This is a genomic window from Tardiphaga sp. 172_B4_N1_3, from assembly GCF_052076035.1.
In the GTDB taxonomy this organism is placed as follows: Bacteria; Pseudomonadota; Alphaproteobacteria; order Rhizobiales; family Xanthobacteraceae; genus Tardiphaga; species Tardiphaga robiniae.
In genome coordinates this window covers 2,004,607-2,024,416 of the sequence record NZ_CP197238.1, presented here as the reverse complement: position 1 = coordinate 2,024,416, position 19,810 = coordinate 2,004,607, and the positions used below count along the sequence as shown (strand labels likewise).

Genomic DNA, 19,810 nt, shown 5'->3' with positions numbered 1-19,810 from the left:
GGCTGGCTCCGGAAAAGGGGCAGGGTTGATGGTTGCCGGGGACAGGTAGGGATGAATGCAATTGCATGCAAGATGGCGAGGCGTCCTATGCCGGAAGCCGCCTTGTGCCGGGCGAAGACATGCGATGTAACGACTCCGCACCGCCGTCGCTGCCGATGGCGGGATTCTCCTGCTTGCGAAGATTCCCCTCCCGATGAGCGACACCCCAGCGCAGACGGTCGGCGCATCGCCCACCAAACGATCCTTCGCGGCGCTCCATCACCCGGGATTCCGCGCTCAGTTCATCACCTATGTGCTGGCCATGATGGCCGACAATATCGAGCATGTGATCAGCTACTGGGTGGTGTTTCAGAAATTCCAGTCGCCCGCGCTCGGTGGGTTTGCCATCGTCTCGCACTGGCTGCCGTTCCTGCTGTTCTCGGTCACATCTGGCGCGCTGGCGGAGCGGTTCGACCCGCGGCGCGTGATCCAGTGCGGCATGGCGCTGTTCATTCTGGCATCGCTGGGCTGGGGCTATTTCTTTGTCACCGATACCCTGCAGATGTGGCAGGCGATGGTGCTGCTGGTGATCCATGGCTGTGCTGGCGTGCTCTGGCAGACGCCGAACCAGATGCTGCTCTACGACGTCGTCGGTTCCGCCGACCTGCCGAGCGCGGTGCGTCTGAACGCCATGGCGCGCTATCTCGGCGTCATGGTCGGGCCTGCGGTCGGCGGCGTGATCCTGCTCGCGCTAGGGCCGGCCTATGGCATCATGCTCAACACCATCTTCTATCTGCCGCTGGTGCTGTGGCTGATCAAGGCGCCCTATGGTCCGCGCTTTCGCACCGGCGCGCCCGCGCCTCAGCGCGCCGTGCGGGGCTTTGCGGACATCGCCCAGACCATGCGCGACGTTCGCCACCGTCCGGTGATCGTGTCCATGATCGCGCTGGCCGGCGCGGCATCGTTCTTCGTCGGCAACGCCTATAGTTCGCAGATGCCGGGCTTTGCCAGTGATCTCGGCCATGGCGATCCCGGCATGTCCTACAGCATGCTGCTGGCGGCTGACGCAGCCGGTGGCCTGCTTGCCGGCCTGGCGCTGGAGGGCAGGCAATTGCTGGCGCCGAAGCCGCGTACGGCGATCATTCTGGCGCTGCTCTGGTGCGGTGCGTTGGCGATCTTCGCGCTGACCGGTCACTACGCCATTGCGCTGGTATTCCTGTTTGCGGCGGGATTCCTCGAATTGTCGTTCAACGCGATGGCGCAAAGCCTCGTGCAGCTCGATGCACCCCTGGACAAGCGCGGTCGCGTCATCGGCCTGTTCAATATGGCGAGCCTGGGTCTGCGCGCCTTCAGCGGCATCTCGGTCGGCGTCGTCGGCAGCATGATCGGGATCCACTGGTCGCTCGCGCTGTCGGCGCTGGCGACCATGGTCGTCGCGGCGGGACTGTTGGCGCTGCCCTAGCGAGGAAAACCTCGGCGTCCTACCAGTCGACGAACCGGTCGTCGCCGCCGAATGCTGCCGGCATGGCGGCGTAATGCGGCAGGCCGTCGCGAACCGGAGCGATCGCCTCGCTGCAATTGATATGCAGGCTCGGCTTGAAGGCGTCCCCGAGCAGATAGCCGTTGATGCTGCGCATGCCGATCCCGTCGAGTTCGATAATCAGCCGCGTGGCGCACTTTGCGCAGCTGAGGCGCGGGGTTGTCCTCAGTGCGAACGACGTCGTGTCGCCCTGAACGACTTCGACGCCGTCAGCCGGATAGACGGCCTCGGCCACATAAGCCGCGCCGTGGACGGTCTGGCAGTCGGCGCAGTGGCACCAGAAATGGGCGATGGGGTCGGCTGAAATCCTGAGCTTCACGGCGTTGCAGGGGCAGGCGAGTTCCATGGGCGCACCTCATCTGATGCGCAAAACTACCAGCCGACCGCAATCGCCGACAACTGCCGCGGCTTGCGACAAATCGCTCGCCGCGGCTGGCAGTCGCTATTTGCCGCTTTGCAGCGCAGCCGTTTGCTTGGCGAGCTGCTTGTCGAAATCCTGTTCGAGCGTTGCAGCGTAGGCGGCAAGCTCGCCCGGTTTCACGAACGGATTCGGCGCGCCGTCCTTCATCGCCGCGCGTTTGGCCTGCATGCCATAGACTTCCGGATGCGGCCCGAGCAGCACGTCGATCTTCATCGCCTTGGCCTTGGCATAGGTCGACCGATAATCGTCGACGATGCCGGCATGGGTTGGATTGCCGACCAGCCGGTTCAGCGCCACGGTGCCGCTGCAGAAGAACAGGACCTCTCGGTTCTCGCTGCCGTCCTTCACGGTCATCTCCCAGCTCGTGCAGCCCGGCGAATGACCGGGCGTCGCATGCGCCGTCAGCGTGGTGCCGCCGAGCGTGACCTTGTCGCCTTCGGTGACGGTGCGATCCACCTTGACCGGCGGGAAACCGATATCGGTGTTCTTTTCATCGCCCGGATAGGTGCCGCTTTCGAGCAACGGCTTGTCCCGTAGGCCTGCGATCAGTTGCGCGCCGGTGTCCTTCTTGATCTCCGCAAAACCGCCAGTGTGATCGAAATGGGCATGGCTGTTGAGGATGATCTTGATATCGGCTTCCTTGAAACCGAGCTTTGCGATGTGCTCCTTGATCATCCCGGTCGATTGCGGGACGCCCGTATCCATCAGGATCAGGCCGTCGGATGTCTTGATGAGATAGACCGCGATGCCGTCGGTGCCGACGTAATAGATGTTGTCGATCAATTGAAACGGCTCGAAGGGGGCGGTCCACTTGACCATCACCTGCGCCAGAAAATCCTTGACGGTCTGCGCTTGCGCGCTACCTGCAAATAGCGCCAGAGCGCAGATGGCTCCTGCGAGCGTCTTCATGATGGCCTCCCGGTTCGATTTTTATTGGTTCTTTTGAACGCCAGGATTGAAGCGCGATTTGGGCGGATGGCTCAAGCGCCATTCCTGCATGCCGGCGTCACGCATGACAGATACGGCCGGGCGGCGAATGTTGCGAGCGCGTTGAACCATCCCGGCCGTTTCGGGTTAGACTTCATCCATGAAACAACTGATCTGCCCCAATTGCCAGACGCGCGTCTTCTTCGAGCAGAGCGATTGCGTGCAATGCGGCGAGGCGCTGATCTTCGACACCGCGCAGTCCAATGTCGTCAGCGCTGCGTCGGCCATGTCCTGTGCCAATCGCGATCTGATCGCCTGCAACTGGGCCACGGATGACAGCGATCCGTTCTGTCCGTCCTGCCGGCTTACGCGAACAATTCCCAATCTGGTATCCGATCGCAATGTCGCGCTCTGGAAGCGGGTTGAACAGGCCAAGCGGCGTCTGACCTACGACCTGATGCGGCTCAGGCTACCCCTTGCTGTGTCGAGCGGCGCGCATATCGCGTTCGACATTCTCTCGGACGAGACCGCCGGACATCCGATCATGACCGGGCATTTGTCGGGGCTGATCACGATGAACCTCTCGGAAGCTGACGATGCCGAGCGCGAGGCGCGCCGCGCCGCGTTTCGCGAACCGTATCGAACGCTGCTCGGCCATTTCCGCCACGAGGTCGGGCATTTCTACTGGGAAGCGCTGGTCGATCAGTCGCAGCTCATCGGTCCGTTCCGGATGATCTTCGGCGATGAAACGCGCGACTATGGCGAGGCACTCGCGGCCTATCACAATCGCGCCGATCGCTCGTGGAATAGCGATGCCTTCATCAGCGAATATGCGACCTCGCATCCGTGGGAAGACTGGGCCGAGACCTTCGCGCATTTCCTGCACATCGTCTCGACGCTGGACACCGCATCGTCGCTGCCGCTGTCACTGGACGAACGCTCGCGCCATACGCTGGACGATCCCTATCTCGAGCGTGATTTCGAAGCGCTGCTGTCGTTGTGGGATGCTGTGTCCTACAGCATGAACGAACTCAATCGTTCGATGGGCATGAGCGACGCTTATCCGTTTCACCTGACACAGGCGGTGAGGGGAAAGCTGCATTTCGTGCATCTGGCGATTCTGAAAACGCGCAGCGAAAGCTGAATGGCCTTACGCTGTCATTCCGGGGCGGGCCGAAACGCGAAGCGGTTCGGCGCGAACCTCAGCCACTCCAATTGGAGTGGCGGGGAATCTTGATGTGTTCATCACCTCTTGATCCAGCGCGGCGGAGGGAGCGACTCCCATCTTGAGATTCCGGGTCCGCGACCGCCAAGTGGCGCTCGCGTCCCGGAATGACGAGGTTGGCTCTTACTGCTCCATCTTGATCCCGGCGTCCGTGATCACCTTTTTCCAGCGTGCGATTTCATCGGTGACGAAGGCGCGGAATTCATCCGGGGTGGTGCCCATGGGGACGATGCCCTGATCGTCGAGCTTCTTCTTCAGGTCGGGATCGCTGAGCGCCTTCTTTGCCTCCGCGGCCACGCGATCGACGATCTCCTTCGGTGTGCCTGCGGGCGCGATGATGCCGGACCAGGTGCCGGAGACGAAATCCGGCACGCCGGCTTCCGCCATGGTCGGCACGTCGCCGGCCGCCGGGACGCGCTCCTTGGCGGCGACGGCGAGCGCCTTGGCATTGCCGGACTTCACCTGCGACATCAGTGGACCGATGACGTCGAACATCACATTGATCTGGCCACCGACCGTATCCTGCAGCGCGCCGGACGTACCCTTGTAGGGAATGTGCTGCAGGTTGATGCCTTCGCGGCTCTTCAGCATTTCCATGGTCAGATGCGCCGCCGAGCCGATGCCTGACGAGGCGAAATTCAGCGAGCCGGGCTTCGCCTTGGCGAGTGCGATGAACTCCTTCATGTCCTTGGCGGGCAGGGACGGCGTCGCAATCAAAATCAGCGGCGCAACCGAGGTCAGCGACACGTAAGTGAAGTCCTTCATCGCATCATAGGGCAGCTTCGGATTGAGCGTCGGATTCACCGAATGCGCCGCGATCACGGTGCCGAAGGTGTAGCCGTCGGGGGCTGCCTTGGCGACGGCGTCGGTGCCGATGGCGGCATTGGCGCCCGGCTTGTTCTCGATGACGATCGGCTGGCCCAGCGCCGCCGACATCTTTTCGGAAACGAGGCGCGCCATCAGGTCGGTATAGCCGCCCGGCGTATAGGGCACGACCATGCGGATCGGCCGGTTCGGCCAGCTCTGCGCAAAGGCAGTCTCGGCGCTGCCGGCACAGGCGGCCATCACGGCGATCACGCCCACGGCGCGGACGAAGCTCTTCATCATTTCATTTCCTCGACTGCCGGCGCGCTCCAAGGTGGCGGGAGCGCCAAAGCGCCTGCCTCGGATCGCAGACCGTTCTTCTTGTTGTCTGCCCGTTCTGCGCCGTGACGGATGTCGCGGGATGCAGAGTCCCGCATGCAGGCTACCGCATCGCATGGTAACGGGGAAAGTAGACGAAAGGCCGCTAACGTCTGCTGCCGCAGCGTGGAATTTGTCGATGTGAGACGCGGATTCTTGTGACCAAGGAGCATGTGACCTCCCGTGACGACCTTGTTGATTGCTGTGATGCAGGTGAGGGGATGGGCGTACACCATCGATGCCCGCGCCTGAGCGCGTGAGTGGCAGTCCCGGTGCTCTCCCTCGAAAATGAGGGAGATGAAGCGCCGAAAGGCGCGACTTGGGTACAGTGCCGCAGCGTAGTGTCCGGATCGCCGGACAGCAGAGGCCGCGGAAACGCCTTTCGACGCTCCATCGTGGCGATTTCTGTCCCCGGGACCGTTCTTCCGGGCAAAGGCGCAGACCTCCGCAGTCCGCTTATCCCGACGGTTTCCCGCCGTTCACCAATGCCACGTCCAGCCAGCATGAGTGGCAGACCCCCGTAGTGGGGCCGGACGGTGACCCAAGGCCTCCCGAGTGCGTGAGGGAACGTCTCCCTCCCGCCCGCAGGCGCCACATCCCGCCCCGCGCTAACAAGCGTCCCTGGCAACGCCCCTCAAAGTGGGACGGGATGCAGGAGAATATAATCTACATCGAAGTGACGTCAAGGATTATTTTCATGATTATCGCTGCGTCAGGTTCGGGAACGCCCGGAAATGCCGACGGGCGCGGTATTATGGCGCAAACGCCACAAGCGCTCTGAACAAAGCGTTTTCCGAATGAGCGACGTTTTTAGCTAGTGCTTTCGGTTGGCCGTGATTTTCTACTGCTGCTTAGGCGCGTCCTTTGGCGGCGCGAGTAACACCAAAGTCCGCCCGGAAACCAATATCTTCACGACATCATTAGGGACCCTCGGGTCTGCGGATATGTGCGCTGTCATTGCTGATGCGGCTAATCCCTTCAACAGCGCGCCAAGAGGCGTCGTCTCATCCTCCATATCTTTTTGGTTGTTTGAAATAAGAAGTAGACCGGACATGGGAGGCACGCCAGGAATGGAATTGGGCGGCGTATCTTCCGGTTCAATAAGCGTCGGCCAAGAAACCTCCCACTGCAATTGTATGAGCGCCATATATATCTGGTTTGCGAACCACCAAGGCTCGGACTGGTCTTTAGCAAACTTCAAATTGACAGAAGCCTTGGTCTTTACAACCGATAAGGCATCTTTCAACTTCGTGACATCGAGCATCCTTGGACCGGTTTGCAGCTTAAGCCGCTCTAAGCTCTCTTCAGCTTCCTTTGTGCGGGCATTCGCCTCGGCGGCCCGCGTCGACAATTCAGCTATACGCTCATTCGCCTTAGCTGCCCCCTCCTTCGCCGCATCTGAATCAGCCACCGCGCGTTGCGTTTTCGCCTCATTCGCAGAAGTGCGCTCGTCAGAAAATCGTTCTTTTGCGGCACCCATCCTAATTGAACCATATGTGCCGACGGCGACAGCAAAGGCCCCGACGAAAAGCATCACATTGAATGCGTCAAACCAGAAATTGGCGCCCTCAGAAGTGACGTCGAACATTAGCACCCTCACTGTTCTGGTTTTTCTGGCGCTCGCTGAGGTTTGGTTACTTGTGGTCATTGCTGCGGTGCGATTGGCCATTGAAAGCTGGCGGAAGTGGCGAGAGGTTGCGTACAAGGCGCGAGGCTTATGGGGGCACGAACGGCTTTGGCCGTATTAATCAGCCTCGTTTCCAGCTTCGTCAACGCTCATGCCGCCGGGCGGCTCAGTCTTGGTGTTTCTGAACACCAAGCGAAATTTGGTTTTCCGCGACTGGTGGAAAATGTCTTCATAAGTAACTTCTCCCCACACCCAAACAGCATGAGTTCCGGCAGTGACGCCCTCGACTTGACGTTCCTTGAGAGGGCCGTATTCATAGAAAGCTGTGCCCTGAGCCGCGGAATGTCGCTGAACCCGTTCTTTGGGAAAGCGGGTCACTCACGATGAAGCGTGGCAAGAGCGTCGATTTTACGGGGTACTGGCAGCGTTATGGAGAATACGAGTGACGCGACATTTGATCGTTGGCGCTGGCGCCAGTTACGCCGAATGTAGGGCTGCTAACCTAGCGGAGAATTTATGTCTGCCGCTAATAAGTAATTTTAGCCGCAAAATGTGGTCCGACTACAATCCGGCGGCATTCTTGAGTGCCTATTTAAATAGAGGTGGCATTGTCATCCCTGCGCATTGTGATGCACGCGAAGTGTTCTACGAACTAGAAAGCACGCGCTCCAGCGAATTTAATATTGAGCTATTCTTTGAATTTGCGTGGAATGAACGTGAGAGATTTCCGGGCGAATGGGAAAACCTCACGATGCACGGAATTCTGAGTCCGCTTGTCTTCATGTTGTCTCAGGGGCTCTGGAGCAAAAGCATTGTTGACGCTCCATTGCAATTGTCTCCCAAAGTCGCCGCCGGACTAAACAATGACGATGTAGTCTTAGATCTAAATTACGATACTCTTTTCGAAATAGGCGCCGAGCAAGCCGGAAAAACAATCACGTTTCTGCCCAATCGACCTCCGTCGGATGCCATTTGGATCGCTAAGCCTCATGGTTCAATAAATATGGTCGTTGACATGGAAAAGGGCTCATTTGCTTTCGGCAAGCTGGATTGGCCCGGGAGTCCTCAACCTGCGAGCGGGGCAAGGAATTACGCAGGTTTCATTCCGCCACGATTCAATAAGAAGTTCAGCGATCACCCAGCAGCTGGAATGATCTTGAAGCCAATTTTAGACCTGAAGCCTACTGTGGTGACGTTTTGGGGCGTAGGCTTCACAAAGAGTGATGCCGATTTGGCCGATCTATACTCGCGGTGGTGTAATGCCTCGCAATCGATTGAAGTCATCAACCCAGACCAAAATGTTGCTAACACGCTAAGGTCTGAGTTTGGAGATAAGGTGCATCATTTCGGCAGCGTTGAAGGATGGTTGGCTAGGTCGGACTAGCGGCAGCGTTGCCTTGGGCCAATCGCCACCGTGCGGGTACTCCATCGCCAACCACCGTCACGCCATTACGTTTCCGGAGCGCGGCCAGCATTGCCGCTTGAAGGTCGATGACCTGCTCTCGCAGTAGGTGTCTTGTCAGCCACCAATGCCCCCGCAATTTCGCGCTGTCATTGGAGCCTCAGCTCGCCACAGGGCGTCCACCGCACTCCTGAATAGCGTTCGTGCTTGAACCCAGGATTGCTCTTGTGACGACGCTTCGCAGCAATGGCGGCGGGACGCTGAAACCCGGCTGAGGCATTTGCAGTATAGCTTCCACCTGGATCATGGATGTACGCAGCGTCACAGCAGCCCGCTTGTTGCCCGCAAGCTTTCCCGCCAGTTCGGGGCGAAGTTGCGTTAACGTGAAGATGGCTTGCTTGGATGCGATTTCGGCTCTGGGCATGGCCTGAAATAGGACCGCACATCAAGAATGTCTTGTGACGTTTGCGCCATAATACCGGACGGGCGCGGGCTGTTCGGAATATTCAGTCCAGGCCTGACGGAGTATCTGCACCGAGGAGGAGAGAAATATGAAGGCCATCACGGCGGCAACCGCCAGATCCGGCCACGCGCTCGACGAGCCCCAGACTCCCAGGGCTGCGAACATGACAATGACGTTGCCGATGGCATCGTTGCGGGAACACAGCCAGACAGAGCGCACATTGGCGTCGCCGTCCTTGTAACGCATCAGGAGCAGCACCGAGGCGAGATTGGCTGCCAGCGCCAGGAAGCCGATGGCGCCCATAACCTCGGCACTTGGAACGCCCAGGATAAGCGTGTGGTAGACGGTCGAACCGAACACCCATAGAGCCATGACGCTGAGCGAAAGGCCCTTGAACAAAGCCGCCGTTGCCCGCGTCCTGATGCCGGTGCCGATGACCGCGAGGCTCAGCCCGTAAGTGACGGTATCGCCGAGGAAGTCGAGCGCATCCGCTTTCAGCGCCTGCGATCCCGCGATTTGTCCCGCGATCATCTCGACAAGAAACATGATGCCGTTGATGGCAATGACCGTCCACAGCACGCGCTTGTAGCGGGGATCGACGCCGTCGAAGACCGGAGCGCCGCCGGAGCAACCACATGCCTCGGTCCCGCAAGCCGCCGGGGAGACAGGCTTCGCGTTCGCCTTCGAAAAATCGATGGGCGGCGGCTCGCAACAGGTATCGGTGGTGCAACAGGTCTTGTCGGACATCGCGCTTTCTCTCAACGTGAGACAAGCGTACAACCTCTAGCGACTAGAGGTTCAAGGGAAAAATGGATTACGCAATCGGAGAAGCGTCGCGCCTGACGGGCATCAAGGTGCCGACGATCCGTTACTACGAGGGGATTGGTCTACTGGCCGCGCCCACAAGGACTGAGGGAAAGCAGCGCCGTTATCGCCCCGAGGATGTCGCCCGCCTGAATTTCATCCGGCACGCACGCGAGCTCGGCTTCGAGATCGCCGATATCGCCGAATTGCTGACCCTGAGCGAGGGACCCGATCAGTCTTGCGCAGAGGTCGATCGGATCACGCGCCGGCACTTGTCGGACGTCGAGCGCCGGATTGCGCAACTCACCGCTTTACGCGGAGAATTGAAGCGCATGGTGGAAGAGTGCAGTCATGGCAGGGTCGGTGACTGCCGGGTGATCGAGACGCTGTCCGGATGACACGGAGCACGGCGGTTGCTCGCCATGCTTCGGGTACTCGTCCTCGTGAAGATGTGATGACCGATATCGGGCGACTCTTCACGACGTGATCGGTTGCGAGCTTTGTTGTTCGTGGCATCAGACCGGATGGTCACAGTTGATCGCTAAAATGGCGCGCGACGTCGACGCGTCGGCGCACTCCGACTCCGGTGCGTGCGCATCCTCAAGCCAATGAGCCCGCGATGCCGATCCAATTCCGCAAGACCTCAATCAGATCTCGCAAGCGAACACTGGGACTGGCCGCCTTCGGCCTGATCGTGGACGCGATCGTCAGCCATCCCCGCGTCGACGTGCCGGCGATGGTGAATGTCGCGATGATGTCGCGCTTTGCCATAGCGCCTGTCATGGCGTCGCTCGGCGGTCTCTCATGGACGACCAGCACAGGTTCGAGCGACACCGTTGCGCCGACGCCGGTGATGAGCGCGGATCATGTGACACGGATGTGCGCGCGGGCGCATGGCAGCGCGAGTTGATCGACAACCGGATCTCTTAAACAACAAAGGCCCGGATGAAGCAGGCGCTTCATCCGGGCCTTGTTGGATCAGACGGTGTGTGGACTCAGGCGACGCGCTTGATGGCGTCGCTCAGGATCGAAACGATCTCGTCGATCTGGTTCTTCTCGACGATGAGGGGCGGCGACATCGCGAAGGCGTCGCCGCTCTGGCGCAGATAGAGGCCGCGGTTGAAGCAGTCGACCATGACGTCATAGCCGCGCGCAGCCGGTGCATCCTTGCGGGGCGCCAGTTCGACGGCGCCCATCAGGCCGCAATTGCGGATGTCGATGACATTGGGCAGGTCGCGGAGCGCGTGCAGGCTATCGCGCCAGTAGTCGGACAGCGAGGCACCGCGCGTCAGCAGTCCCTCGCTCTTGTAGATGTCCAGCGTCGCGATGCCCGCGGCGCAGGCGACGGGATGCGCCGAATAGGTGTAGCCGTGGAACAGCTCGATCTGGCTTTCCGGACCGGTCATCAGCCCATCATAGATCTTGCGGCTGGCGAACACGGCGCCGCAGGGCACGGTGCCGTTGGTGATGCCTTTCGCGGTGGTCATCAGGTCCGGCGTCACGCCGAAATAATTTGCGGCGAACGGCGTGCCGAGACGGCCGAAACCGGTGATGACTTCGTCGAAGATCAACAGGATGCCGTGCTTGGTGCAGAGCTCGCGCAGGCGCTGCAGATAGTTCTTCGGCGGCGGCAGCACGCCGGTCGAACCGGGCACCGGCTCGACGATGACGGCGGCAATGGTGTCGGCGCCATGCAGCGCGACCAGCCGTTCGACGTCATCAGCCAGTTCGGCGCCGTGTTCGGGCAGATCCTTCGAGAACGCGTTGCGTGCGAGATCGTGGGTGTGGCGGATGTGGTCGGTGCCGGGTAGTTGGGCTGACGAGAAGGCGCGGCGGTTATTGACCATGCCGCCGACCGAGGTGCCGCCGAAGCCGACGCCGTGATAGCCGCGCTCCCTGCCGATCAGGCGCGTGCGCGAGGCCTGGCCGTTGGCGCGATGATAGGCCAGCGCGATCTTCAGCGCGGTATCGCCCGACTCCGAACCGGAATTGGTGAAGAAGATGCGGTCGAGGCCGGCGGGTGCGATCTCGGCCAGACGATTGGCGAATTCGAAGGCGAGCGGATGGCCCATCTGGAATGCGGGGGCGAAGTCGAGGGTGGTGAGCTGCTTCTCAACGGCGCTGGCGATCTCGCGGCGGCCGTGGCCGGCATTGGTGCACCAGAGGCCAGCCGATCCGTCGATCACCTTGCGGCCGTCTTCGGTGGTGTAATACATGCCCTGCGCGGATGCGAACATGCGCGGTGCCGCCTTGAACTGGCGGTTGGCCGTGAACGGCATCCAGAACGACTCGAGTTGTAGCGTGTTCGGAATCTGATGAACGGTCACGGCGCGGCTCCCTTGGCTGATTCAGCATCTGGATCATGTTCGCCCGAATGCAACAAGTCCTTTTCTCGATCTGATTAACCTGTTGATTTTATTGAATGGGCCGGGTCATATTTGTTCGATCCGAAACACTCGCAACAGGGATTTGGCGTGACCATCGATCTAGGCGAACGGCTGCGCTTCGTGCGTGGGCGTCACAAGCTGTCGCAGCGTGAACTGGCCAAGCGCGCGGGCGTGACCAATTCGACGATCTCGCTGATCGAGTCCAACCAGATGAACCCGTCGGTCGGCGCGCTCAAGCGTATTCTCGATGGCATTCCGATGGGGCTCGCCGACTTCTTCGCCATCGAGCCGGACCGGCCGCGCAAGGCATTCTACCGCTCGGATGAGCTGACCGAAATCGGCAAGACGCCGATCTCCTATCGCCAGGTTGGCGACAATCTGTTCGGCCGCAGCCTGCAGATACTGAAGGAGCGCTACGAGCCGGGCAGCGACACCGGACGGGTGCCGCTGGTGCATGACGGCGAGGAGGGTGGCATCGTGGTGTCAGGCCGGCTGGAAGTGACCGTCGACGAGGAGCGCCGCATCCTCGATCCCGGCGATGCCTATTATTTCGAAAGCCGCCGTCCGCATCGCTTTCGCTGCGTCGGCGCGAAACCCTGCGAAGTGATCAGTGCGTGCACGCCGCCGACGTTTTGAGGACCTAAGCTCACGCCCGGGCTAACGTGACGTATCGATTCCTCGCATCAGCAGGTCGATACTGGCATCGGTGAAGACCGCGACGTCGATCTGCCTTCGCGTTCCAAATAGCAGTGACCACACGGTCAACAGCAGCGCCGGGCTCATCACGATTTCGGTGAATGTGCTTGCCTGCGACGGGCGGAATTCACCAGCCGCGACTCCCGCTTCGATCACCATTCGGAACTGATCGATGATCGGCCGCATGAACTCGTCATAGTGCCGGTCCACAAGGTCGGGGAAGCGGGAGCCGTCGGCGATCAGGAAGCGGAGTGTTTCGCGGAAAGGTCTGTCCTCGGCAATCTTGCGATACACGAAGACCATGAGCGCACGCAGGCGTGCGTTGTATGATCCTTCCAGTGTCCCGGCATAGCTTTCCAGTTCGGGAAAGAACGCCTGGGACTTGTATCGGATCATCTCGTCGAACACGCGCTCCTTGGTTTCGAAGTAGAAATAGATCGTGCCCTTGGTGACGGAGGCGCGGGCGGCGACATCCTCCAGCCGGGTCGCCGCATAGCCGTTTTTGGCGAATTCCTCGAAGGCCGCGTCGAGGATCTCGATCGGTCGTTCCGCTTTTCGTCGGGCGCGCTTCTTCAGCTCAGCATTCATGGGACCAGGATAATCGATCCCTGGCAGGGCCGCTATTGACTTTTGAGTCAGTCAATAATAGTGAGTGATTGCTCACTTAACACGCGCGGTCAAATGCATAGTGCTTTCAAAATGATGTCTCCGTTGCCAGCCGATGCGGCCGGCCCCGCAGATCGGCGACGCAAGCTGATCGAAACCGTGGCCACAGCGAAAGCGAAACTGATTGCCCATCAGGCGCCCAACCGGGCGAGGGCTGCATGATGAATGCGGATAGTGACGCATCGCCGCCGCGACTGTTCCGCGGTGCCCGTGTCCGGATGAGCGTTCTCGGTCGTGAGCGGCATCCCAAATACGGCGATCGCCAGGGAGTTATCGTGGGCCGCGGCTCGCCGAGCAGTTGGCGGGTCAAGTTCGACGAGCGCACGACCGTCCAGGCGATCCACCGGGACTACCTCGAACTCGTCGCTCAACCCGCGGCGGCATCCCTTCAGGTCGCCCAGCGACGCGGTTCTATGGACGGGGCGTCGAACCCGTGAGCGCTCTCCTGACCGAACATGTCATGCGTGGCTACCGTTGGCGGCCGTCGGTTTCGTTGCTTGTCGTTGCGGCGCTGAGCCTTCTGGTGGCCGGATGTTCGTCATTGCCACGGACACCGCACAGCGTCACGGATGCATCCACCGCGCGCGTTCTCGATCTTACGGACCTGCGCCGTTATGCGGACGAACCGGCTTCGACTTTCCGAAGCGGTCAGAACCAGGTCGTGTTGCGGGGGCCTCGAACCTATCTGGCGCTGTCCGGAGGCGGGGCGGACGGCGCCTATGGCGCCGGCGTGCTCAATGGCTGGACCGAGGCAGGGACGCGCCCGTCGTTCTCGATGGTCTCCGGTGTGAGCACCGGCGCACTGATCGCGCCCTTCGCATTTCTCGGTCCCGACTATGACGCGACCTTGCGTGACGTCTACACCAGCGGCGTTGCCGCGAGCCTGCTCGATGCACCCAATCCGTTCAATGCGATCTTTGGTTCTGGCCTGTTCGGCAACACGCGGCTGCGCGAGCTGGTGGCGAAGTATATCGACGAGACCTTTGTCGCGGCTGTCGCAGCCGAACATGCGAAGGGGCGGATGCTGTTCGTCGTCACGACCAACCTGGACTCCCAGCGCACCGCCATCTGGGACATGGGACGGATCGCTTCGCTGCGTACGCCCGAAGCACTGAACCTGTTCCGGGATGTTGTCGCGGCTTCGGCGAGCCTGCCCGTGGTGTTTCCGCCGATGCTGGTGACCGCGGAGGCGAACGGCAAGCGCTTCGAGGAGATGCATGTCGATGGCGGCGTCACCGCGCCTGTCCTGACATTGCCGGAGGCTTTCCTGCTGCGCGACGCCACATTCGCCAGGGCAGAGAAGCTGCAACTCTACGTCCTGATCAACAACAAGATCGAACGGGAATTTCAGGTCATTCCCAATTCCACCATCGAAATCGCTGCGCGGGCGTCATCGACTGTGACGAAGATTCAGACACGCTCCATCCTTTACAACACCTATGCCTTCGCCCGCCGCAACAAGTTCGAATTCAATCTGACCTATATCGAGGGCGATCGACCGCCATCGCCGATGTCCGGCTTCGACACCGCCTATATGCGCGCGCTGTTCCAGTACGGTTATGAGAGGGCGCGGGGCAACCGTCTCTGGTCGAAATCGCCGCCCTCCGACGATCAGGATGCCGTGGCGGCGTCACACACAGCAATCACGCGGCAAGTCGCAAGCGGCAACTGATGCGCGACGCGACGTTCAAACCCGGCACATGCGTGCTGAAACAGGAGTGACCTCATGAGACTTTCCATGCTTCGCAAGATCGTTTCACCCCGCCGGATTGCGCTGGTGTCGATCCTGCTTGTCGCCGCCTCAGGTTCGGCGGCGGCGCAGTCGCCGCCGTTCACAGGTCTTACCGGATCCTGGGCAGGCGCAGGAGCGATCTCGCTGTCCGACGGATCCAAGGAGCGGCTTCGCTGCAAGGCGACATACCAGGTCAGCAATGGCGAAAGGCGGCTTCTGCAAAGCTTGCGTTGTGCGAGCGACAGCTACCGCTTCGATCTCAACAGCGACGTGGTCAGCCAGGATGGGACCATCGCCGGAACATGGAGCGAAACCAGTCGCGGAATCAGCGGAAGCATCGCGGGCAGGGAGTCCGGCGGTCTCATCTCGGCCGTCATCGACGCGCCGGGCTTCTCGGCCAGCCTGTCGCTCTCGACGCGCGGCAACAAGCAGTCTTTCTCCATATCGTCCGAAGGCGACATCCGGAACGTCACCATCAATATGAGCAGAAACTGATCCGGATCGTTGCTCGGAGATCCACGGCGCTTCACAGGGGCACGTTGCGAGGCGAGGCAGGGTGCAAGTGCTAATGGCTCGCGGGAGGTGAGCGTCCACGAAGAACGACGCATCCTCGCTTCCGGCGATGCCTGTTGTTTCTAAAGCCGACGCACGCATCGCTTTCGCTGCGTCGGCGCGAAATCCTGCGAGGTGATCAGCGTCTGCACGCCGCCGACGTTTTGAATGATCTAAGCTGCGCTCTCCGAGCGATGCGTGAGGTCACCACGACCGGCGATCAAGCCGGCGATTGAGATATCCTCGTCAAGGGCTTCCCAATGCAGACCGTGGCGGCCGATCTCGACCTGATTGCGCTGCTCGGGCGTGGCATTCAGCAGGCGCGGATACCAAGCGAGGGGAACGCCGAGCGTTCGCCCGTCGGTCAGTTCGACCCACATGCTTGCGTCATCGAAACGGACGCTGGTTGCCGAAATGGTCATGCCACGCCTTCAGGATCAGGTCGCGATATGGCTTTCGCGTGATGTTCCGTGAGTGTAGCCCGGATCACGTGAAGTGCAACCTAGGGTGGATTTCTGATGCACGGCGAGGTCACGGACGACACAACGAGTCCCTTGTATCGACCTGAGCGCGGCGCACCCGAATTTGAATGGCCGCCCGCGCCCCAAATCTCTATGCTGTGGGCATGTCGCGATTCATGTGTCTATTGATTGCTCTCGTCCTGTCGCTCACTTCCGCCGTTGCGCTGGCGGCGCCGGCGAAAAAGAGGCCGCAGCAATGGAAGGGCTACGGCTTCCTGCCGGGTTATCACCAGCCGCTGAACAACAGCATTCCGCTGTTCATGCAGAAGCGCGCGGACCTGCGCATGGCCAAACGCGACCGGCGCCATTGGTATATCGACCGTACGCCGGTCTATTACCGCTGGTCCGACGGCGAGAAGTATTATTTCGGCCGGCCCGGCTTCTATCGCGGTCAGTACAATGGCGGCAGCATGGGCCCATGCTGGACGCGAACCCCGATCGGACCGATCTGGAATTGCGGCTAAGCGAGGCGGCGCATCTCGCAGCGCCGATTCCCGTGAAAGCTTTCGGTCGACATTGTCGCGACCCTCATTAAATCATCGCAGCGACTATCTGTTGCTCCTGTTTGATCGCGGCGGAGTTCAAAAGCGCCGTGAAAGCAAAATCAACGAAAACACATTTCGAGTTCCGACCACTATCTTCGCCTGACAGGACTTCGGTTCAGGGGCGGAGATATCAGTGGCTAAGATTTCACGACGTGACGTGTTGGCAGGTGGCGCGGCCATGCTTGGGTCGCTTGGCGCATCCGGGGGGACGTTCGGCCAGCAGCCCACTGAGAATTTCGATCTCGTAATCCGCGGCGGCGAGGTCATCGACCCCAGCCAGAATCTGCGCGGCATTCGTGATATCGGCATCAAGTTCGGGCAGGTCGCCGCCGTCGAGCCGAGCATTCCAGCGGAGCGCGCAAAGCAGAGCATCGATGCCAAGGGCAAGCTGGTGACGCCCGGCCTCGTCGATCTTCACACCCATGTCTATCCCTATGGGTCTGCGATCGGCATTCCGCCGGATGAGCTGGTGCCGTTCTCGGCGACGACGACCTATGTCAGCGCCGGAGATGCCGGCGCCAACACGTTTGCCGGATTCAAGCGCGATGTCGTCGGGCATTCGCGCAGCCGGCTGTTTGCTTTCGTGCACATCTCGACCATCGGCCTTGCGGGCTTTCCCGTCGGCGAGTTGCTGAATATCGATTACGCCAATGTCGATGCCGCGGCGCGCACGATTGCGGAAAATCCCGATCTCGTGCTCGGCGCCAAGGTGCGCGAGACGCTGGCATTCGTCGGCAATAACGGCATCGAACCGCTGAAACGCGCCATTCTGGCCGTCGAACGCTCGGGCACCAAGGGGCGGGTGATGTGCCACATCGGCAATGCGCCGGGCGATCTGTCGGTGCTCGTCGATACGTTGCGTCCCGGCGACATCCTGACTCATCCTTACAGTGCGCTCGGCAACAACACGGTGCAGAACGGCAAGGTGCTTCCGGCGCTGCTGGAAGCCAAGAAGCGCGGCGTCATCATCGATGTCGGCCATGGCGCCGGCAGCTTCGACTATGACATCGCCGAGGAGGCGATCCAGCAGGGGCTCGTGTTCGATACGATTTCCAGCGACGTCCATGTGGCCGCGGCGAACACGCCCAGCAGGCCGTATTTGCCCTGGGTGCTCAGCAAGTTTCTCGCGCTCGGCTTCTCGCTCGATCAGGTGATTGCGGCCGCCACGATCAAGCCGGCCAATGTCATCAACCGTGTGCCCAAGCTCGGCACGCTGCAGGTCGGTGCGCCCGCGGACGTGGCCATTCTCGAACTCGTCGAAGGCCCGGTCGAACTGCTCGACACCTCGAACAAGCCCCGCACCGGCAAGGCCTATCTGAAGGCGGTCCAGACCGTGCGCGGCGGGGTCCCGTTCGGACGGCCGTATTCTCTGCCGTTCTCGGCAAACTGACGAGAGCGGCGCGTAGCCGGGTGAGCGAAGCGGTACCCGGGGCGCCGGCGGCCCGGCTATGGTGCCGCAGGGCGACATTCGGTCGGAATTCGCCGCCGGTGGCGGGTGGCGGCAATCGCCATTCCGCACGCTGGTCTGCCCTGCGTCTGCCGCGCGCTCAGGGCACCTGCCACGGCTTCCGAAAAAACCGCCATCCGGTCTAGGCTCGCACCAACCGAATCTCGAATTGGACGTGCGACATGACATTGGCGATGAGCTGGGACGAATGGGCGAAACATGACGCCGTGGCGCTGGCGGCGCGCGTGCGCAAGGGCGACCTGACGCCGGCCGATCTGGCGGCGCAGGCTGCGGCCGGCATCGCCAGGACTAATCCCGCGCTCGATGCCGTCGTCGAAGTGTTCGACGACGTCGTTGCCGATCCTGCCAAGGACGGTATGAATGCCGAGGGCGCGTTCGCTGGCGTTCCTTACCTGATGAAGGACCTCGGCCCGACCCTGAAGGGACGGCTGCAGGAATTCGGCTCCATGATCATGCAGGGGCATCGCCCCGCGCAGGACAGCGTCCTGACCGGCAAGATCCGGGGCGCCGGGCTCAACATCATTGGCCGCAGCACCACGCCGGAATTCGGCGTCTGCAGTTCTGCCGAGAACAAGCTCTATGTCACCCGCAATCCCTGGGACACCGACTACACCACTTGTGGCTCCTCCGCCGGCTCTGCGGCGATGGTCGCGGCCGGCGTGCTGCCGATCTCCCACGCCACGGATGGCGGTGGTTCGATCCGCATTCCCGCAGGCGTGAACGGCTTGATCGGCCTGAAGGTCTCGCGCGGCGTCTATTCGCTGGCGCCCGCGCTGTCAGATCTCTCCGGGTTGGTCTCGATCCAGGGCTGCGTCAGCCGCAGCGTGCGCGACACAGCAGCCTTCGTCGACAACTGCCGCGGCGGCGCACCCGGCGAATTCATGCCGTTCTGGTCACCGGCCGAACCCTATAGCGATCTCATCAAGCGCGACCCGGGCAGACTGCGCATCGCGCTGTCGCATGAGTGGGGCGACTACAAAGCGCCGCCGCATTTCGTTGCAGAGCTGGAGCGGGTCGGCAAAATGCTCGAAGGGCTCGGCCATCACGTGGAATGGGCGCTGCCGGAGGTGGATTTCCGCAACGCATTTGCGGCGCAGACGACCTGCTACATCAGCAATTTCGCGCAGGTCATCGCCGGTCATCTGGCGCGGCTCGGTTTGGATAAACCGACCACCGATCTGCTGGAGCCGATCAATATCAAGATCTGGGAGAGCGGGCTGAACACGTCCTATACCGAGCGCAATGCGATGCAGGCCGTGTTCAATACGACGTCGCGCGCTTTCGGTAATTTCTTCGAGCGCTACGACATCATCCTGACGCCGATCACCGCCAAGCCGACGCCGAAGGTCGGCACATCGGAATATCTCACCACCAGCACCAATCCGTCGGTGCATGACTGGTTCGCCAATCTCTGGAAGAATTTCGCCTATACGCCGCTCGCCAATCTGTGCGGCATCCCCGGCATCTCGCTGCCGCTGGCGGCGCAGGAAAACGGGCTGCCGCTCGGCATCCAGGCGCAGACGCGTCAGGCGAATGACGGCCTACTGCTGCAACTGGCCGCGCAGATCGAGCGGGCGATCGATGGCAAGTGGAATGGCGGTAAGCTGCCGGCAAAGCATGTCAGCCGGCAATAGGCGTGTCGGCGTATCTTGTCTTCGTCGTGCTAAAGATGC

The 19,810-nt window shown here is 61.1% G+C and carries 20 protein-coding genes and 1 pseudogene; 13 read left to right on the top strand and 8 right to left on the bottom strand.

The features are described 5' to 3' along the window. Positions 1-193: 193 nt before the first annotated feature. Positions 194-1,441: an MFS transporter gene (locus AB7783_RS09370; protein WP_441277459.1), complete on the top strand. Its 1,248-nt coding sequence runs from the start codon at positions 194-196 to the stop codon at positions 1,439-1,441. Between the two features lie 19 nt (positions 1,442-1,460). Here the strand turns inward: AB7783_RS09370 and AB7783_RS09365 are convergent, their stop codons facing one another. Further along, a complete protein-coding gene (locus AB7783_RS09365; RefSeq protein WP_441277458.1) occupies positions 1,461-1,865 on the bottom strand; it encodes a GFA family protein in 405 nt (134 codons plus the stop codon). A 96-nt stretch (positions 1,866-1,961) separates the two neighbouring features. Further along, positions 1,962-2,849, bottom strand: a complete 888-nt coding sequence (gene blaBJP / locus AB7783_RS09360) for a BJP family subclass B3 metallo-beta-lactamase (RefSeq protein ID WP_441277457.1) — start codon at positions 2,847-2,849, stop codon at positions 1,962-1,964. 178 nt (positions 2,850-3,027) lie between these two features. Here blaBJP and AB7783_RS09355 point away from each other — a divergent pair, with 178 nt between their 5' ends. Beyond that, a complete protein-coding gene (locus AB7783_RS09355) occupies positions 3,028-4,011 on the top strand; it encodes a zinc-binding metallopeptidase family protein (RefSeq protein ID WP_441277456.1) in 984 nt (327 codons plus the stop codon). Positions 4,012-4,215: 204 nt separating this feature from the next. On the opposite strand, the gene AB7783_RS09350 is transcribed toward AB7783_RS09355, so the two are convergent. Together AB7783_RS09350 and AB7783_RS09345 are read right to left on the bottom strand one after the other, a co-directional pair. After that, positions 4,216-5,196 carry a Bug family tripartite tricarboxylate transporter substrate binding protein gene (locus tag AB7783_RS09350; protein ID WP_441277455.1) on the bottom strand — a complete coding sequence of 327 codons (981 nt, stop codon included), beginning with the start codon at positions 5,194-5,196 and terminating at the stop codon, positions 4,216-4,218. A gap of 919 nt (positions 5,197-6,115) precedes the next feature. After that, the gene (locus AB7783_RS09345; RefSeq protein WP_441277454.1) at positions 6,116-6,862 is read right to left on the bottom strand and encodes a hypothetical protein; all 747 of its coding nucleotides are present in this window, start codon (positions 6,860-6,862) and stop codon (positions 6,116-6,118) included. Between the two features lie 481 nt (positions 6,863-7,343). Here AB7783_RS09345 and AB7783_RS09340 point away from each other — a divergent pair, with 481 nt between their 5' ends. Further along, complete coding sequence (locus AB7783_RS09340) at positions 7,344-8,285, top strand: hypothetical protein (RefSeq protein WP_441277453.1); 942 nt, start codon at positions 7,344-7,346, stop codon at positions 8,283-8,285. A 463-nt stretch (positions 8,286-8,748) separates the two neighbouring features. Here the strand turns inward: AB7783_RS09340 and AB7783_RS09335 are convergent, their stop codons facing one another. Beyond that, the gene (locus AB7783_RS09335) at positions 8,749-9,513 is read right to left on the bottom strand and encodes a cation transporter (protein WP_441277452.1); all 765 of its coding nucleotides are present in this window, start codon (positions 9,511-9,513) and stop codon (positions 8,749-8,751) included. Between the two features lie 62 nt (positions 9,514-9,575). Here AB7783_RS09335 and AB7783_RS09330 point away from each other — a divergent pair, with 62 nt between their 5' ends. Beyond that, the gene (locus tag AB7783_RS09330; RefSeq protein ID WP_441277451.1) at positions 9,576-9,968 is read left to right on the top strand and encodes a MerR family transcriptional regulator; all 393 of its coding nucleotides are present in this window, start codon (positions 9,576-9,578) and stop codon (positions 9,966-9,968) included. 221 nt (positions 9,969-10,189) lie between these two features. Beyond that, positions 10,190-10,480: a hypothetical protein gene (locus AB7783_RS09325; RefSeq protein ID WP_093758352.1), complete on the top strand. Its 291-nt coding sequence runs from the start codon at positions 10,190-10,192 to the stop codon at positions 10,478-10,480. An 85-nt stretch (positions 10,481-10,565) separates the two neighbouring features. On the opposite strand, the gene AB7783_RS09320 is transcribed toward AB7783_RS09325, so the two are convergent. Further along, entirely contained in the window at positions 10,566-11,897 is a 1,332-nt protein-coding gene (locus tag AB7783_RS09320) for an aspartate aminotransferase family protein (RefSeq protein WP_244558283.1), read from the bottom strand. A 147-nt stretch (positions 11,898-12,044) separates the two neighbouring features. Here AB7783_RS09320 and AB7783_RS09315 point away from each other — a divergent pair, with 147 nt between their 5' ends. Beyond that, positions 12,045-12,593: a cupin domain-containing protein gene (locus AB7783_RS09315; protein ID WP_089264656.1), complete on the top strand. Its 549-nt coding sequence runs from the start codon at positions 12,045-12,047 to the stop codon at positions 12,591-12,593. A gap of 21 nt (positions 12,594-12,614) precedes the next feature. Here AB7783_RS09315 and AB7783_RS09310 read toward each other — a convergent pair whose 3' ends face one another. After that, positions 12,615-13,241 carry a TetR/AcrR family transcriptional regulator gene (locus AB7783_RS09310; RefSeq protein ID WP_441277450.1) on the bottom strand — a complete coding sequence of 209 codons (627 nt, stop codon included), beginning with the start codon at positions 13,239-13,241 and terminating at the stop codon, positions 12,615-12,617. A gap of 236 nt (positions 13,242-13,477) precedes the next feature. Here AB7783_RS09310 and AB7783_RS09305 point away from each other — a divergent pair, with 236 nt between their 5' ends. From AB7783_RS09305 to AB7783_RS09290, 4 genes and pseudogenes are all read left to right on the top strand, one after another. Beyond that, positions 13,478-13,756, top strand: a complete 279-nt coding sequence (locus AB7783_RS09305) for a hypothetical protein (protein ID WP_231080520.1) — start codon at positions 13,478-13,480, stop codon at positions 13,754-13,756. Between the two features lie 23 nt (positions 13,757-13,779). Continuing rightward, positions 13,780-14,991, top strand: a complete 1,212-nt coding sequence (locus AB7783_RS09300; protein ID WP_441279670.1) for a patatin-like phospholipase family protein — start codon at positions 13,780-13,782, stop codon at positions 14,989-14,991. Positions 14,992-15,057: 66 nt separating this feature from the next. Then, the gene (locus AB7783_RS09295) at positions 15,058-15,546 is read left to right on the top strand and encodes a hypothetical protein (protein ID WP_175365496.1); all 489 of its coding nucleotides are present in this window, start codon (positions 15,058-15,060) and stop codon (positions 15,544-15,546) included. 75 nt (positions 15,547-15,621) lie between these two features. Next, positions 15,622-15,771, top strand: a pseudogene (locus AB7783_RS09290) (cupin domain-containing protein); the annotation flags it as partial. A 5-nt stretch (positions 15,772-15,776) separates the two neighbouring features. Here AB7783_RS09290 and AB7783_RS09285 read toward each other — a convergent pair. Next, on the bottom strand, positions 15,777-16,025 hold the full coding sequence (locus AB7783_RS09285; protein ID WP_093758356.1) for a DUF2442 domain-containing protein: 249 nt from the start codon (positions 16,023-16,025) through the stop codon (positions 15,777-15,779). Positions 16,026-16,228: 203 nt separating this feature from the next. On the opposite strand from AB7783_RS09285, the gene AB7783_RS09280 reads away from it, so the two are divergent. From AB7783_RS09280 to AB7783_RS09270, 3 genes are all read left to right on the top strand, one after another. Further along, positions 16,229-16,588: a hypothetical protein gene (locus AB7783_RS09280; RefSeq protein WP_441279669.1), complete on the top strand. Its 360-nt coding sequence runs from the start codon at positions 16,229-16,231 to the stop codon at positions 16,586-16,588. A gap of 214 nt (positions 16,589-16,802) precedes the next feature. Beyond that, the gene (locus AB7783_RS09275) at positions 16,803-18,059 is read left to right on the top strand and encodes an amidohydrolase/deacetylase family metallohydrolase (RefSeq protein WP_309945776.1); all 1,257 of its coding nucleotides are present in this window, start codon (positions 16,803-16,805) and stop codon (positions 18,057-18,059) included. A 239-nt stretch (positions 18,060-18,298) separates the two neighbouring features. Next, a complete protein-coding gene (locus AB7783_RS09270; protein WP_439064009.1) occupies positions 18,299-19,771 on the top strand; it encodes an amidase in 1,473 nt (490 codons plus the stop codon). The last annotated feature ends 39 nt before the right edge of the window (positions 19,772-19,810 follow it).